We start from the raw sequence: 14,417 nt of genomic DNA, 5'->3' as shown, positions 1-14,417 counted from the left end.
TCCTTCGCATACGCGCTGGAGGTAACGCCAATGGAGTCAGGCACCAACACGGCCGAAGCCGACAACACTGCACCGATAGCCAAAGCCAACAAGCATTTCCTGAGCATCATGATCCTCCGCTTGGAGTAACACCGGGTTGCACTACGCACCCTGTGATTTGCGGCCCCCCATGGGGCGACCTGCTAGCCAGTGCGGCCTTCCATCTGCAGCGGTGAACGAGATCCTTCAGGGCCTTGCCGGCCAAATATTTCAGGATGTTTCCTGATTTTTTAGCGTAGCCACGCCGCTGCGCTTGTCACCGACCGGTCATCAGAATGGCTGGCCCGCCAAAAGCCACTGCACCATGGCCTGGCGAGCCGGACTGCTCAGGATGCCGCGCGGGGCATCAGCTCATACGGGTGCTTCCACCCTGGCAACGCCTGGATTCGCGCCTTCCAGGCCTCGATGTGGCTGAACTGCGCCAACGCAATGCCAGTGTCCTCAGGCATGAACACATACCCGGCCAACGACAGGTCAGCGATAGTCAGCCGGCCACCGACCATGAACGGCGTCTTCGCCAGGTGCGCGTCGACAATACGGTAGGCCGCCACGGCACGTTCACGCAGGAACCGGGTCACATCCGTTTCACCGGTTTTCTTCAGGCAGAAAAGAAAGCGCAGCGCCGCGTAGTAACTGGTGAACTTGTGGTTGTCGAACAGCATCCAGCGCCAGATCTCGCGCTTTTCGTCTTCGTCGCGGGGGCCGAACTGCCCGGTTTTTTCCGCAAGGTAATCGAGGATCAGCGCAGACTGGGTGAAAGATTTGCCGGCGTGTTCCAGCACCGGCACCTCGCCCTGCTCGTTCACTTCGTCGCGCCAGGCTTGTTCGCGTGTCTGGCCATTGAAGAAGTCGACGAACACCGGCTGCCAGTCCTGACCAGTGAGCTCAAGCATCAGGGCAGCTTTGTAGGCGTTACCGGATTCGGCGAAACAATGCAGTTTGTAGTCGGGCATGAGTGAGAACCTTCAGTGTCCATTGAATGATTGGGCCATCAGCCCGAGCAGATCACGCCTGGCTCGCCAGGGTCAATGGTCCCTGTGGGAGCTTGCTTGCCGACGATGGCTGCAAAACAGCCCCGGCAATCTCCAGCGTGAACAAGGGAACTACCACCCCATCTGCGCTTTCTTAAACACTGAGTGGTTCCAATTACTTGCGTTTCACGCTACTGGAGAACACAACATGCGCCACCTACTCCTCGCCCCTGCGCTGCTGCTCCTGCTGCCTGCCGGTGCTGCCCTGGCTGACGTCGACGCAGGCGACGTCGCAACCTCGGCCGGTGTTTCCGCCTCGCTCTACTCGACCTTCAAGGACGACAAACGGATCATCCCGGCGCGTGACGAGCTTTCGGCCTACGTCGCCAGCGGTGGTGCAATCCGTGGCGCCTATGTGGAGTCGGCGCTGGAACAAGCCCGCAAGGACAACCCTGGCCTGCAGGCCAATGATGAAGAGCTGGCCCGGGCCCTCCTCTCGCAGGATGACCGCATAGCCGATCATTGATTGAGGTAAGCCTGCACCGGCCTCTTCGCGGGTAAACCCGCTCCCACAGGGGACCGCACCGGGCTTGAAGTCGGTGCGGTTCCTGTGGGAGCGGGTTTACCCGCGAAAGGGCCGGCACAGATAAAACCTCAACCCCAGCCATCCATGCGCATGGTAGCCCTTACCAGCCGCTGCTCTTCCTGCTCTATCTCCCGCAAACTGTCGCGGATCCCGTTGATATGTTCGCGCGCCGCGCGCTGCGCCTGCTCGGGCAGCTGCTCCATCACCGCCTGATACAACCGCGCATGCTGGCGGTCGATCTGGCGCTTCTGCGCCGGCCGGCAGTAGAGGTTGTTGACCGAGGCGAACACTGTGCTCAAGGTCAGGTCACTGAGCGATTGCAAGGTATGCACCAGGACCGGGTTGTGCGACGCCTCGCTGATGGCCCGGTGAAAGGCATGGTCGCGACGGGCATGTTCACGGGCATCTGCCAATTCAGGGGCTTCGTGCGCAGCCAGCATTTCCTCATAGCGCCGACGAATCAGCAAACGGTCGACCTCGGTGGCCCGCAACGCCGCCAGACGCGCCGATTCGGCCTCCAGTAACGCCCGCACTTCCAGCAGGTCGAACAGCGTGCGCGGCTGCGAGCTGAACAGGTGCATCAACGGCGTGGCGCCCGCCTGGCCCGTCAGGTCGGCCACGAACGAGCCCCGCCCCTGCTCGGTGTCGATGATGCCGCGCCCACGCAGGATACGCAGGCCCTCACGCAGCGCCGAGCGCGAGCAGCCCAGCTTTTCCACCAGGCGTCGCTCCGACGGCAGGGCCTGGCCCACCTTGAGCACGCCGTCGACGATCAGCCGCTCGACCCGTTCGGCCACCTGATCGGCGACCTTGGCCTTCCCTTCAGTACCCACTTCGCACCCTCCTGCTGGTAGGACCACCTAAACCACCTGCCTCAATCTAGCCGGGCAAAGGCGTCAATAACCAGTGCCCGCCGCAAAAACTGGTAGGACCAGTCAACCCCCCACTCGACCCCGGTCGCGACCACGCGCAGGCTGCAGGGGTGAGCGCTTTGCCAACAACAACAAATACCGTTGCCGAGTGAGCCGATGAATATCCTGTACGACGAACGTGTCGATGGCGCGCTGCCCGATGTGGACCGGGGCGCCCTGCTGCAAGCGCTGCGCGCTGACCTGCCGGACCTCGAGATCCTGCACCGCGAGGAAGACCTCAAGCCTTATGAGTGCGACGGCCTCTCGGCCTACCGCACGGTGCCGCTGCTGGTGGTGCTGCCCGAGCGCCTGGAGCAGGTGCAGACGCTGCTCAGGCTCTGCCACCAGCGTGGCGTGCCGGTGGTGGCACGCGGCGCCGGTACCGGCCTGTCGGGCGGCGCCCTGCCACTGGCCAAAGGTATCCTGCTGGTGATGGCGCGCTTCAATCGCATTCTCGAGGTCAACCCGCAAGGCCGCTTCGCCCGTGTGCAGCCCGGCGTGCGCAACCTGGCCATCTCCCAGGCGGCCGCGCCCCACGGCCTGTACTACGCGCCGGACCCGTCCTCGCAGATTGCCTGCTCCATCGGCGGCAATGTCGCCGAGAACGCCGGCGGCGTGCACTGCCTGAAGTACGGCCTGACCGTGCACAACCTGCTCAAGGTGGAAATCCTCACGGTCGAGGGCGAACGCCTGACCCTCGGCAGCGATGCCTTGGACAGCCCCGGTTTCGACCTGCTGGCACTGTTCACCGGCTCCGAAGGCATGCTCGGCATCGTCACCGAAGTCACCGTCAAGCTGCTGCCCAAGCCCCAGGTGGCGCGGGTGCTGCTGGCCAGCTTCGACAGCGTCGAGGACGCCGGCCGGGCAGTGGCCGAAATCATCGCTGCCGGGATCATCCCCGGCGGCCTGGAGATGATGGACAACCTGGCGATCCGCGCCGCCGAGGACTTCATCCATGCCGGCTACCCGGTGGACGCGGCGGCCATCCTGCTGTGCGAGCTGGATGGCGTCGAGGCCGATGTACACGACGACTGCGAACGGGTCGCCGCCGTGCTGGGCCAGGCCGGTGCGCGTGATGTGCGGCTGGCCTGCGACGAGGCCGAGCGCGTGCGCTTCTGGGCTGGGCGCAAGAACGCCTTCCCTGCGGTGGGGCGCATCTCGCCAGACTACTACTGCATGGACGGCACCATCCCGCGCCGCGAACTGCCGCGGGTGCTCAAGGGCATCAGCGAACTGTCCGACGAATACGGCCTGCGCGTGGCCAACGTGTTCCATGCCGGCGACGGCAACATGCACCCGCTGATCCTGTTCGATGCCAACCTGCCAGGCGAGCTGGAACGTGCCGAAGCCATCGGCGGCAAGATCCTCGAACTGTGCGTGGCCGTGGGCGGCAGCATCACCGGCGAGCACGGCGTGGGGCGCGAGAAGATCAACCAGATGTGCGCACAGTTCAACAGCGACGAAATCACCCTGTTTCATGCGGTGAAGGCCGCCTTCGACCCACAGGGCCTGCTCAACCCCGGCAAGAACATCCCTACCCTGCACCGCTGCGCCGAATTCGGCGCCATGCACGTGCACCATGGGCAATTGCCCTTCCCCGAACTGGAGCGTTTCTGATGAGCATGGACCGCGACATCAGCCAGGCCCTGCTGGAGCAGGTAAACCAGGCGCTGAACCAGGCCACGCCACTGCGTATCCAGGGCGGCAACAGCAAGGCCATGCTCGGCTGCCCGGTGGCCGGCGAGGTGCTCGACACCCGCAGCCACCGTGGCATCGTCAGCTACGACCCGACCGAACTGGTGCTGACTGCCCGCGCCGGTACGCCGCTGCGCGAGATCGAGGCGGCGCTGCACGAAGCTGGCCAGATGCTGCCCTGCGAACCACCGCACCTGGGCCCCGACGCTACGCTGGGTGGCATGGTCGCGGCGGGGCTGTCGGGCCCAAGGCGGCCGTGGGCCGGGTCGGTGCGCGACTATGTGCTGGGCACGCGGGTGATCACCGGCCACGGCAAACTGTTGCGCTTTGGTGGCGAAGTGATGAAGAACGTTGCCGGCTATGACGTGTCGCGGCTGATGGCTGGCAGCTTCGGCTGCCTCGGGTTGCTGACCGAGGTATCGCTGAAAGTGCTGCCACGCCCGCGCCAGTGTCTCAGCCTGCGCCTGCCGATGGGCCGCCACCAGGCGTTGGCGGAGCTGGCCGAATGGGGCCAGCAGCCGCTGCCGATCAGCGCGGCCTGCCATGACGGCGATGCGCTGTACCTGCGCCTGGAAGGCGGCGAAGGCTCGGTGCAGTCGGCACGCCAGCGCCTGGGTGGCGAAGCGCTGGACAGCCGCTTCTGGAGCGACCTGCGCGAGCAGCGCCTGGCGTTCTTTGCCGGCCCCGCGCCGCTGTGGCGCTTGTCTGTGCCCAACACCACCGGCGAGCTGGACCTGCCCGGCCAGCAGCTGATCGACTGGGGTGGCGCGCAGCGCTGGCTGAAGTCCACGGCACCGGCGCAGGACATTCGCGAGCGGGTCGCCAGGGTCGGTGGCCACGCCACCTGCCATGCCCCTGGCGCTGCCAGCAGCCCACCGCTTTGCGCTTTGCTGATGCGCTACCACCGTGCGCTCAAGCAGCAACTCGACCCCCAGGGGGTATTCAACCCTGGCCGCCTGTACCCGGACCTGTGAGGCCAGACCATGCAAACCAACCTGAGCGAAACCGCCCGGCAACTGGCCCGCGCCGACGAGGCCGAAAGCATCCTGCGCTCCTGCGTGCACTGTGGTTTCTGCACTGCCACATGCCCCACCTACCAGCTGCTGGGCGATGAACTGGACGGCCCACGCGGACGCATCTACCTGATCAAGCAGATGCTCGAAGGCGCGCCGATCACCGCCAGCACCCAGTTGCACCTGGATCGCTGCCTGACCTGCCGCAACTGTGAAACCACCTGCCCTTCCGGGGTGAAGTACCATGACCTGCTGGACATCGGCCGTGGCTTTGTCGAACAGCAGGTGCCACGGCCGCTCGGCCAGCGCCTGCTGCGCCAGGGCCTGCGAGCAGTGGTGCCACGCCCCGCGCTGTTCAAGGTCCTGACCCGAAGCGGCCAGGCCCTGCGCCCGCTGTTGCCGGCCACGCTCAAGCGCAAGCTGCCGGCGCGGGTCACCGCCCCCGGCCAACGCCCCGCACCGCGCCATGCGCGTCGGGTGTTGATGCTGGAAGGCTGCGTGCAACCGGCCCTGTCGCCCAACACCAATGCCGCCGCCGCACGCCTGCTGGACCGCCTGGGCATCAGCGTGGTGCCGGTTCAGCAGGCCGGCTGCTGTGGCGCGGTGGATTACCACCTCAATGCCCAGGAGCAAGGCCTGCAACGGGCGCGGCGCAATATCGATGCCTGGTGGCCTGCCATCGAAGCCGGCGCCGAGGCCATCGTGCAAACCGCCAGCGGCTGCGGCGCGTTCGTGCGTGACTACGGCCATCTGCTGGAAAAGGACCCGCGCTACGCCGCCAAGGCCGCACGGGTCAGCGCCCTGTCCCGCGACCTGGTGGAGGTGCTGCGCGACGAGCCGGTCGAGCAACTGGGCCTGTGCGCCGAACAGCGCCTGGCCTTCCATTGCCCATGCACCCTGCAGCACGCGCTGAAGCTGGGGGGTGCGGTGGAGGCGTTGCTGACACGCCTGGGCTTTACCTTGACCCCGGTGCCGGACGGCCACCTGTGCTGCGGCTCGGCCGGCACCTATTCGCTGACCCAGCCTGAGCTGTCGCTACAACTGCGCGACAACCGCCTCAACGCCCTGGAAAGCGGCAAACCGCAAGTCATCGCCACCGCCAACATCGGCTGCCAGGCCCACCTCGACGGGGCCGGGCGCACACCGGTGCGGCACTGGATCGAAATCGTCGAAGCAGCCTTGAACCCGGAGAACCACCATGCATAGCAAGCCCGTTATCGGCCAGGCCGAAGTCGCCCGCGTGCTGACCGCCGCCCGCCAGCAAGCCCAGGCGCAACAATGGAACGTGACCATCGCCGTGGTCGACGACGGCGGCCACCCGCTGGCCCTGGAGCGCCTGGACGGCTGCGCGCCGGCCAGTGCCTACATCGCGATGGAAAAGGCCCGCACCGCCGCGCTGGGGCGCAAGGAGACGCGGGATTACGAGGAAATGGTCAATGGTGGCCGTACCGCTTTCGTCACCGCGCCGCTGCTGACCAGCCTTGAAGGTGGCGTGCCACTGCGGGTGGATGGGCAGGTGGTGGGGGCGATCGGCGTGTCCGGGGTCAAGTCCGAGCAGGATGCCCAGGTGGCCAAGGCCGGGGCGGCTGCGCTCTGAATCCTGCACCGGCCTCTTCGCGGGTAAACCCGCTCCCACAGGTGCTGCACAGGCCTCGGGCTTTGTGAAAGCCCTGTGGGAGCAGGTGGTCCCACAGTACTGCGCGGGTCTCAGGCCCTGTGGAAGCCCTGTGGGAGCGGGTTCACCCGCGAAGAGGCCGGCAAAAGCAACAGTTATCCAGAAGACTGAACATCGAGCGAACAGACAATGCCAAACCATCCACTCCAGATCGCCCCCACCCTGCAACGCTTCATCGAAGACGAAGTCCTCCCCGGCACCGGCATCGAAGCCCGCACCTTCTGGCAAGGCTTCAGCGCCCTGGTCCACGACCTCGCGCCGCAGAACCGCGCCCTGCTCGCCGAACGCGAGCGCCTGCAGGCGGAGCTGGACAACTGGCACCGCCAGCACCCCGGCCCGATCCGTGACATGGCCGCGTACCAGCAGTTCCTGCAACACATCGGCTACCTGGTAGAGCCCCCGGCCAGCGTGCAGGTCAGCACCCGCAACGTCGACCGCGAGATCGCCGTGCAGGCCGGCCCGCAACTGGTGGTGCCACTGAGCAATGCCCGTTACGCCCTCAACGCCGCCAACGCCCGCTGGGGCTCGCTGTACGACGCCCTGTACGGCACCGATGCCATCGCCGAGACCGATGGCGCCGAACGTGGCCAGGGCTACAACCCGCGACGCGGCGCCAGGGTGATCGCGTATGGCCGGCAGTTTCTCGACACCGCTGCCCCGCTCGACGGTGCGTCGCACAACGATGCCAAGGCCTACGCGATCAACCAGGGCACGCTGCAGGTAACCCTGGCCGACGGCCGCCAGGCAGGGCTCAGGCACCCCGCGCAACTGCGTGGTTACCAGGGTGAGCCGAACACGCCAACAGCAATCCTGCTGCAGCATCACCAGCTGCATTTCGAAATCCAGGTCGACCCGGCCAACGCCATCGGCCAGCAGGACCCGGCCGGGGTCAAGGACATCCTGCTGGAGGCTGCGCTCACCACCATCATCGACTGCGAAGACTCGGTAGCCGCCGTGGATGCCGACGACAAGGTCAACGTCTACCGCAACTGGCTCGGCCTGATGAAAGGCAACCTCAGCGAACAGGTCAGCAAGGGCGGCAAAACCTTCGACCGCACCCTGGCCGAAGACCGTCACTACCACGGCGCAGACGGCCAACCACTGACCCTGCCAGGCCGCTCGCTGCTGTTCATCCGCAACGTCGGCCACCTGATGACCAACCCGGCCATCCACGACCGCGATGGCCGGGAAATCCCGGAAGGCATCCTCGATGCTGTGGTCACCAGCCTGATCGGCCTGCATGACCTCAAGCGCCGTGGCAACTCCCGCGAGGGCAGCCTGTACATCGTCAAGCCGAAGATGCACGGGCCGGCCGAGGTGGCCTTTGCCGACCAGCTGTTCGGCCGCGTCGAAGCCCTGTTGGGCCTGCCCGCACACACGCTGAAGATGGGCATCATGGACGAGGAACGGCGTACCAGCGTCAACCTCAAGGCCTGCATCGCCAGCGCCGCGTCACGGGTGGTGTTCATCAACACCGGCTTCCTCGACCGCACCGGCGACGAGATGCACACAGCCATGCAAGCCGGTGCCATGCTGCGCAAGGGCGACATGAAAGGCAGTGCCTGGATCCAGGCCTACGAGCGCAGCAACGTACTGGTGGGGCTGGCCTGTGGCCTGCGCGGCAGGGCGCAGATCGGCAAGGGCATGTGGGCCATGCCCGACCTGATGGCGGCCATGCTCGAACAGAAAATCGCCCAGCCCAGGGCCGGTGCCAACACGGCCTGGGTGCCCTCGCCCACCGCCGCGACGCTGCATGCGCTGCACTACCACCAGGTGGATGTGGCGGCCGTGCAGCAAACGCTGGAACAGATAGACCTGAATGCCCAGCGCGCCGAGTTGCTGCATGGCCTGCTCAGTGTCCCGGTCAGCCCCGAGCGGGCCTGGAGCGCAGCCGACATCCAGGCCGAACTGGACAACAACTGCCAGGGTATCCTCGGTTACGTGGTGCGCTGGGTCGAGCAAGGGGTCGGCTGTTCCAAGGTGCCGGATATCCATGACGTGGGCCTGATGGAAGACCGCGCGACCCTGCGGATTTCGGCGCAGCACATTGCCAACTGGCTGCACCACGGTGTGGTCGATGCCGACCAGGTCGAGGCGACCTTGCAGCGCATGGCCCGCGTGGTCGACCAGCAGAATGTCGGGGACCCGGCGTACCGGCCGATGGCCGCCGGTTTCGAGGCATCGCATGCTTTCCGCGCGGCGCGGGAGCTGGTGTTCAAGGGGCGTCAGCAGCCCAGTGGCTACACCGAACCGTTGCTGCATGGCTGGCGTTTGCGCTTCAAGCAGGAAGTCGGCCGCTGATGCCGACAGGGGCCGCTATGCGGCCCGATCGCCGGCAAGCCAGATCCCATTCGTACTGCACAGGCCTCAGGCCTGGTGTGATACCTGTGGGAGCCGGCTTGCCGGCGATGAGGCCGGGGCAGGTGTAATCAACTTTGCGGATCGACCACCACCGGCTCGCCTATCGCATAAAAATGCCCGCCCGCCACATAGTGCAGGCTGCGCCACTGCGGGTCGGCATGCTCGTAGGCCCAGTGGCCATCACGGAACACCCGGTCATCGGCCCAGGCCGCTACCACCTCGCCAATGAACAGGTCGTAAGTGTTCTGATTGTGCGGCTCGTCGATCACCCGGCACATCAACCAGGCCGAGCAGCCCTCCACCAATGGCGCTGCATGCCCCTCGACCCGCGCCAGCTGCACACCAATGTTGGCGAGCTTGTCGGGCTGGTCGAACAGGCTGCGGGTACCCACCTGATGGGTCAGCTGCGCCTGCGCCGCGGTTGGCACCTGGATCACGAACCAGCCACTGCCCTCCACCAACTGCCGGGTGCGGGCGGTCTTGTCGAGCACCACGGTCACCTTGGGTGGGTCGAAATCCAGCGCACAGGCCCAGGCAGCTGCCATCACATTGTCCACCCCTTCGTGGCTGGCCGACACCAGCACCGTCGGCCCGTGGTTCAGCAGGCGATAGGCCTTTTGCAGGTCGACGGCTTGGAAATGGCTGTTCATGACAATCCTCGGCAAGGCGGATAGCGGGCGGCAGATTGTGCCGCAGGCGCCGTCCTCCCGCCAGCTTGGGTGTCATTCCGGTATCTTCAGAAAAGCCCTACGCACCGCTCGGATGCGTCCTACTTGTTGCCCCTGCCTACTGAAAACATGATCGGCACTGGATGACGCAAGGTCGCGATCCAGAGGAGGCTCCGCATGCACCTGTACTCCCGCCCCACCGCCGAATTGCGCAGTACCCTGCGCGAACTGCTGGCCCATGACATCAGCAACCCGGAACAAGACCCCCACTTGTCGGGGGTGATGTTCTTCTGCGCCACCGATGAACGCTCCCGGCAACTGATCGAGCGTATCGAGTTGCTGGCCAGCGAGGTGTTCTTCGACCCGAAAGGGCGAGCCATTAGCGAGCATATGAAAGCGGCTGCAGTGGAAGGCGTGCGCATCAAGCGCAACCGCAAGGCGCCGGCGGACGAGACGGTGATACGTATCGCGCTGGCGGACAAGGGCTACATCACGGTGAGTACTGCCCGGATCTGAGCATCAGCTTGCGGTCTAGCTCTTGTAGGAGCGACCTTGTGTCGCGAAAGGGCTGCGCAGCAGCCCCGGGAATTCAGCCTGAACGCAGATATCGCCGGGGCTGCTACGCAGCCCTTTCGCGACACAAGGCCGCTCCTACAAAGCCAATCCGCTATCCTGAGCACTTCCCCGCTCCGGACCGCTCCATGGAACTGCACATTCGCCTGGAAGGCCGCAAAGGCCTGGCCGACCAGCTTTACCAGCAACTGCGCGCCGGTATCGACAGCGGCCACCTGGCCGCCGGCACCCAACTGCCGCCCAGCCGCCTGCTGGCAGAGCAGTTGGGCGTGTCGCGCAAGACCGTCGCCGAGGCCTATTCCCGGCTGACCTACGACAACCTGCTGAGCGGCGTGGTCGGCCGGGGCACCTTCATCACCCCGCGCCAGCCGCTGCGCAGCAGCGAATCGACCACCACTCCCCTGGCCGGTGCCGCGTCGCTCGAGCGCTGGCAGCAGCGCGCCACCGTGCTGAGCCAACGCCAGCTGGAGGCTCCCTCGCGTTACGACTTCATCGGCGGGGCCTCGAGCAAGGCGCAGTTCCCGTTCGACCAGTGGCGCAGTTGCCTGAACCATGCCCTGCGCTGCAGCCAGCGCCACCCCGAGCGGCAGTTCCCGGCCCAGGGCCTGCCAGAGCTGCGCGAGGCCATCGCCCATCACATCGCCTACGCCCGCGGCGTGCACTGCAGCGCCGCCGACCTGCTGGTGTGCAACGGTGCCCAGCAGGCTCTGGACCTGATCGCCCGGGTACTGGTCGAGCCAGGTTGCCAGGTGGCCATGGAAGACCCCGGCTACCCGCCGGCTCGGCAACTGTTCCTGGCCCTGGGCGCGCGACTGCAATCGGTACCGGTAGACGATGAAGGGCTGTGCGTGGAACAGATCGCCGACGGCACCCGGCTGATCTACGTGACGCCCTCGCACCAGTTCCCGCTGGGCATGCCGATGAGCGAGCCACGCCGGCACGCCCTGCTGGCACGGGCCGCCGAGCTGGGTGCTTTGATCATCGAAGACGACTACGACTGCGAGTTCCGCTACCACGAGCCAGCCGCAGACGCGTTGCAGCGCCTCGACCGCCATGGCCTGGTGGCCTATGTGGGGACCTTTTCCAAGACCTTGCTGCCCGAGCTGCGCCTGGGCTACGCCATACTGCCGCCCGCCGTGCTGAAGGCCGCCTGCGTGGCCAAGCACCTCAGCGACTGGCACAGCCCGACCCTGTTGCAGTGGGCACTGGCGCGCTTTCTCGGCGAAGGCCACCTGAACAAGCACATCCGCCGTTGCCACGAGGTCTACAGCGCCCGTCGCGAACGCATCCTCGCGCGATTGGGTGGCGACCTGGCACCGTGGTTCAGCGCCATCCCCGCCAGCGCCGGCTTCCACCTCAGCGCCCTGGCCAAACCTGGGGTCGATGTCGAGCTGCTGGCCAACCTCGCACGCAAGGTGGAGGTCGGCCTGTACTCGCTGGCGCCGTTCTTCAGCGAAGCGCCAGTGCGCCCTGGGCTGTTGCTGGGCTTCGGCGCCATCGAGCTGCTGGACATCGACCCGGCGCTGGACCGGGTGCGCGACACCCTGCAGCGCCTCAGTTGACCGGCGCGGCCTTGCCCGCCGTTACCGGGCGGGCAATCGCCGCAGCATAACCGCGTGGGTTGAAGCACGCGGTAACCACCAGCATCGCCACCACGGTCACGGTCAGCAGCGTCCAGGAGGCCTGGAAATCACCGCTCGCGTCGCGCAACCAGCCAGTAATGTACGGCACGATGCCGGTGATGATGAAGCCGATGCCCTGTACGAACGCCGCCAGGCTGCCAGCCTCGGCAGGCGTTTTCAGGTGCTCCAGGGTCAGCGTCAGGCTCTGGCTGAAGCAGGCACCCAGGCCGAAACCGATCATCGCCACCCACAGCCCTGCGGCCAGCGTGGGTGCCAGCAGCAGGCCGAGGAAACCCGCCAGCTGGATCGCCAGGGCCAGCCACAGGCCCGGGCGCCGGTCTGCCCAGCGCCGCAGCAATAGCGGCAAGCCCAGTGCGCCGGCCACCTGGAAGATGGTCATCAGGCCAACCAGGTCGGCGCCGCCCTGGGCGCTGCCGCCATGCTCGATGTGATAGGCCGGCAACCAGGCCACCATGCTGGTGTAACCTCCATTGATCAAGCCGAAGTACAGCGCCAGCAACCAAGCCCTGCGCGTACCGAACCAGTGCCCGCCGGTGGCACCGGCCAGCTTCGGCGCCTCCTGGCGTGGCCGCAGCACGGCCCAGGCCAGCACCGCCAGCACTGCCGGGATCGCCCACAGGCCCAGGCCGACCTGCCAGTGGCCGAAGTAGCCACTGATGTGTGGCCCGAGCACGGCGGCCAGGCCGCCGCCGCTCATCAGCGCTGCCGAATACAGGCCCATCGCCCCCGCCAGGCGGCCGGGGAACCAGCGGTTGACCAGCCCCGGCATCATGCCCTGCACTACCGCCACCCCCAGGCCGGCGACCACCGCACTGGCAATCAGCGCCCAGGCGCTGTCCAGTTGCAGGCGCCACAGGCAAGCCAGGGCAATGGCTGACAGGCCAGCGAGCATGCCGCCATGCTCACTGATCCAGCGCCGCAACCAGGGTTGCAGCAAGGGCACCAGGCCCATGCACAGCACCGGCAACGCCGTCAGCAACGCCGCCTGCTGGTAACCCAGGCCAGTGCTGGCGCGCATGGGTTCGAGCAACGGGCCGATGCTGGTCAGTATCGGCCGCAGGTTCAGTGCCAGCAGCATGACCAGCAACAGGTTCAATGCCGCTCTCATTGTGCGTTGGCCTGTTTCCATTCAAGGTACAGACCGGCCTCGCCGCTGGGCTTCAAGGCGCGCAACGGCAGGCTCTGCTGCTGAGGCGGGCGAGCCATCTGTGCATATACCGCCGCAGTGGACAAGCCGTAGGGTTCGCCCTCGGCGTTGTCGTAGGCAAACCAGGCCCGCTCGATGCCGCACAGGTGCATGGCCGCCAGGCACATCGGGCACGGGTGGCCGGTGGCGTAGATCTCGGCGCCATCCAGGCGCGCCTGGCCCAGGGCGTGGCTGGCCTTGCGGATGGCCTGCATCTCGGCGTGGGCGGTGGGGTCCTGGGTGCTGTGAATCTCGTTGACCGCACGCGCCAGCACCTGCCCCTGGTACACCAGCACAGCGCCGAAGGGCCGGCCACCGGCCTTGATGTTGGCGCGGGCCAGGTCGAGCGCTTCGCGCATGTAGCGTTCTTCGGACATGAATCGGTTCTCCTGTTGCAAGACCTGGTCATTATCCGGCCTTGGGCGGCCTGGCAGAAATGAAGAGATTGGATGCCTGTCAGTGGCCTCCAGAATGGTCGATTGGCCTCCCGCTTATGCGCGCGATTGGCTATCGGGCAGGCCAACGGGCGGCGCTACAGTAGCGCCATCCCCACCCCACACCCTTTGGAGACAGCCATGCACAACCGTATCGAATGGGCCAAGCACGCCCCCGAGGCCTACAAAGCCATGGTCGGCCTGGAGCAGGCCCTGGCCAAGAGCGGCCTGGAGAATTCCCTGCTGGAACTGGTGCGCCTGCGAGCTTCGCAGATCAACGGCTGCGCCTATTGCGTCAACCTGCACGCCAACGATGCGCGCAAGGCCGGTGAGACCGAGGCACGCCTGCAGACACTGTGCGTCTGGCAGGACACCGCCTACTTCACCCCGCGCGAGCGTGCTGCGCTAGCCTGGGTGGAAAGCCTGACTCGGCTGCCCGAGCACGGTGCGCCGCAGGGAGAATATGAAGCCTTGCAGGCACACTTCGAGCCGGCCGAGGTGGCCAACCTGACCCTGGCAATTGCCACCATCAATGCCTGGAACCGCTTTGGGGTCGGGTTTGCCATGGTGCCGGCCTGATCACTCTTGACTGCCTGTGCCGGCCTCTTCGCGGGTGAACCCGCTCCCACAGGACCCCCACGGAATCTGAAAGTTGCGCTGTA

General features: G+C 66.3%; 14 protein-coding genes. 9 read left to right on the top strand and 5 right to left on the bottom strand.

Going from position 1 to position 14,417, the window contains the following annotated elements; all coding sequences use genetic code 11:
• Positions 1-365: 365 nt before the first annotated feature.
• On the bottom strand, positions 366-992 hold the full coding sequence (locus J5M58_RS24055; protein ID WP_112252699.1) for a glutathione S-transferase family protein: 627 nt from the start codon (positions 990-992) through the stop codon (positions 366-368).
• A gap of 226 nt (positions 993-1,218) precedes the next feature.
• On the opposite strand from J5M58_RS24055, the gene J5M58_RS24050 reads away from it, so the two are divergent.
• Complete coding sequence (locus tag J5M58_RS24050) at positions 1,219-1,536, top strand: DUF2388 domain-containing protein (RefSeq protein ID WP_003260922.1); 318 nt, start codon at positions 1,219-1,221, stop codon at positions 1,534-1,536.
• Between the two features lie 128 nt (positions 1,537-1,664).
• Here the strand turns inward: J5M58_RS24050 and glcC are convergent, their stop codons facing one another.
• Positions 1,665-2,429: a transcriptional regulator GlcC gene (gene glcC / locus J5M58_RS24045; protein ID WP_112252700.1), complete on the bottom strand. Its 765-nt coding sequence runs from the start codon at positions 2,427-2,429 to the stop codon at positions 1,665-1,667.
• 195 nt (positions 2,430-2,624) lie between these two features.
• Here glcC and glcD point away from each other — a divergent pair, with 195 nt between their 5' ends.
• From glcD to J5M58_RS24020, 5 genes are all read left to right on the top strand, one after another.
• Positions 2,625-4,124: a glycolate oxidase subunit GlcD gene (gene glcD / locus J5M58_RS24040; RefSeq protein ID WP_112252701.1), complete on the top strand. Its 1,500-nt coding sequence runs from the start codon at positions 2,625-2,627 to the stop codon at positions 4,122-4,124.
• Positions 4,124-5,176 carry a glycolate oxidase subunit GlcE gene (gene glcE, locus J5M58_RS24035; RefSeq protein ID WP_207879871.1) on the top strand — a complete coding sequence of 351 codons (1,053 nt, stop codon included), beginning with the start codon at positions 4,124-4,126 and terminating at the stop codon, positions 5,174-5,176. Before glcD ends, glcE begins: the two co-directional genes overlap by 1 nt.
• Before the next feature lie 9 nt (positions 5,177-5,185).
• On the top strand, positions 5,186-6,421 hold the full coding sequence (glcF, locus tag J5M58_RS24030) for a glycolate oxidase subunit GlcF (protein WP_207879869.1): 1,236 nt from the start codon (positions 5,186-5,188) through the stop codon (positions 6,419-6,421).
• Positions 6,414-6,812, top strand: coding sequence for a heme-binding protein (locus J5M58_RS24025; RefSeq protein ID WP_112252704.1), 399 nt, complete (start codon positions 6,414-6,416; stop codon positions 6,810-6,812). Before glcF ends, J5M58_RS24025 begins: the two co-directional genes overlap by 8 nt.
• Before the next feature lie 207 nt (positions 6,813-7,019).
• Entirely contained in the window at positions 7,020-9,191 is a 2,172-nt protein-coding gene (locus tag J5M58_RS24020) for a malate synthase G (protein ID WP_207879867.1), read from the top strand.
• Between the two features lie 128 nt (positions 9,192-9,319).
• Here the strand turns inward: J5M58_RS24020 and J5M58_RS24015 are convergent, their stop codons facing one another.
• Positions 9,320-9,901, bottom strand: coding sequence for a flavin reductase family protein (locus tag J5M58_RS24015; protein ID WP_207879865.1), 582 nt, complete (start codon positions 9,899-9,901; stop codon positions 9,320-9,322).
• Positions 9,902-10,096: 195 nt separating this feature from the next.
• On the opposite strand from J5M58_RS24015, the gene J5M58_RS24010 reads away from it, so the two are divergent.
• Positions 10,097-10,435: a hypothetical protein gene (locus J5M58_RS24010; RefSeq protein ID WP_112252707.1), complete on the top strand. Its 339-nt coding sequence runs from the start codon at positions 10,097-10,099 to the stop codon at positions 10,433-10,435.
• Positions 10,436-10,620: 185 nt separating this feature from the next.
• Positions 10,621-12,054 (top strand): PLP-dependent aminotransferase family protein, encoded by a 1,434-nt coding sequence (locus J5M58_RS24005; protein WP_207879863.1) that lies wholly within the window; start codon positions 10,621-10,623, stop codon positions 12,052-12,054.
• Here J5M58_RS24005 and J5M58_RS24000 read toward each other — a convergent pair.
• A complete protein-coding gene (locus J5M58_RS24000; RefSeq protein ID WP_112252710.1) occupies positions 12,047-13,243 on the bottom strand; it encodes a cyanate transporter in 1,197 nt (398 codons plus the stop codon). The two genes, J5M58_RS24005 and J5M58_RS24000, sit on opposite strands and share 8 nt — an antisense overlap.
• Entirely contained in the window at positions 13,240-13,698 is a 459-nt protein-coding gene (locus tag J5M58_RS23995; protein ID WP_112252711.1) for a nucleoside deaminase, read from the bottom strand. Before J5M58_RS23995 ends, J5M58_RS24000 begins: the two co-directional genes overlap by 4 nt.
• 198 nt (positions 13,699-13,896) lie before the next feature.
• Between J5M58_RS23995 and J5M58_RS23990 the strand changes: the two genes are divergently transcribed.
• Entirely contained in the window at positions 13,897-14,334 is a 438-nt protein-coding gene (locus tag J5M58_RS23990; RefSeq protein ID WP_112252712.1) for a carboxymuconolactone decarboxylase family protein, read from the top strand.
• The last annotated feature ends 83 nt before the right edge of the window (positions 14,335-14,417 follow it).

Source organism: Pseudomonas sp. 32_A (assembly GCF_017490905.1).
GTDB classification, from domain to species: domain Bacteria; phylum Pseudomonadota; class Gammaproteobacteria; order Pseudomonadales; family Pseudomonadaceae; genus Aquipseudomonas; species Aquipseudomonas inefficax.
This window is presented reverse-complemented; position numbering and strand designations above follow the sequence as displayed.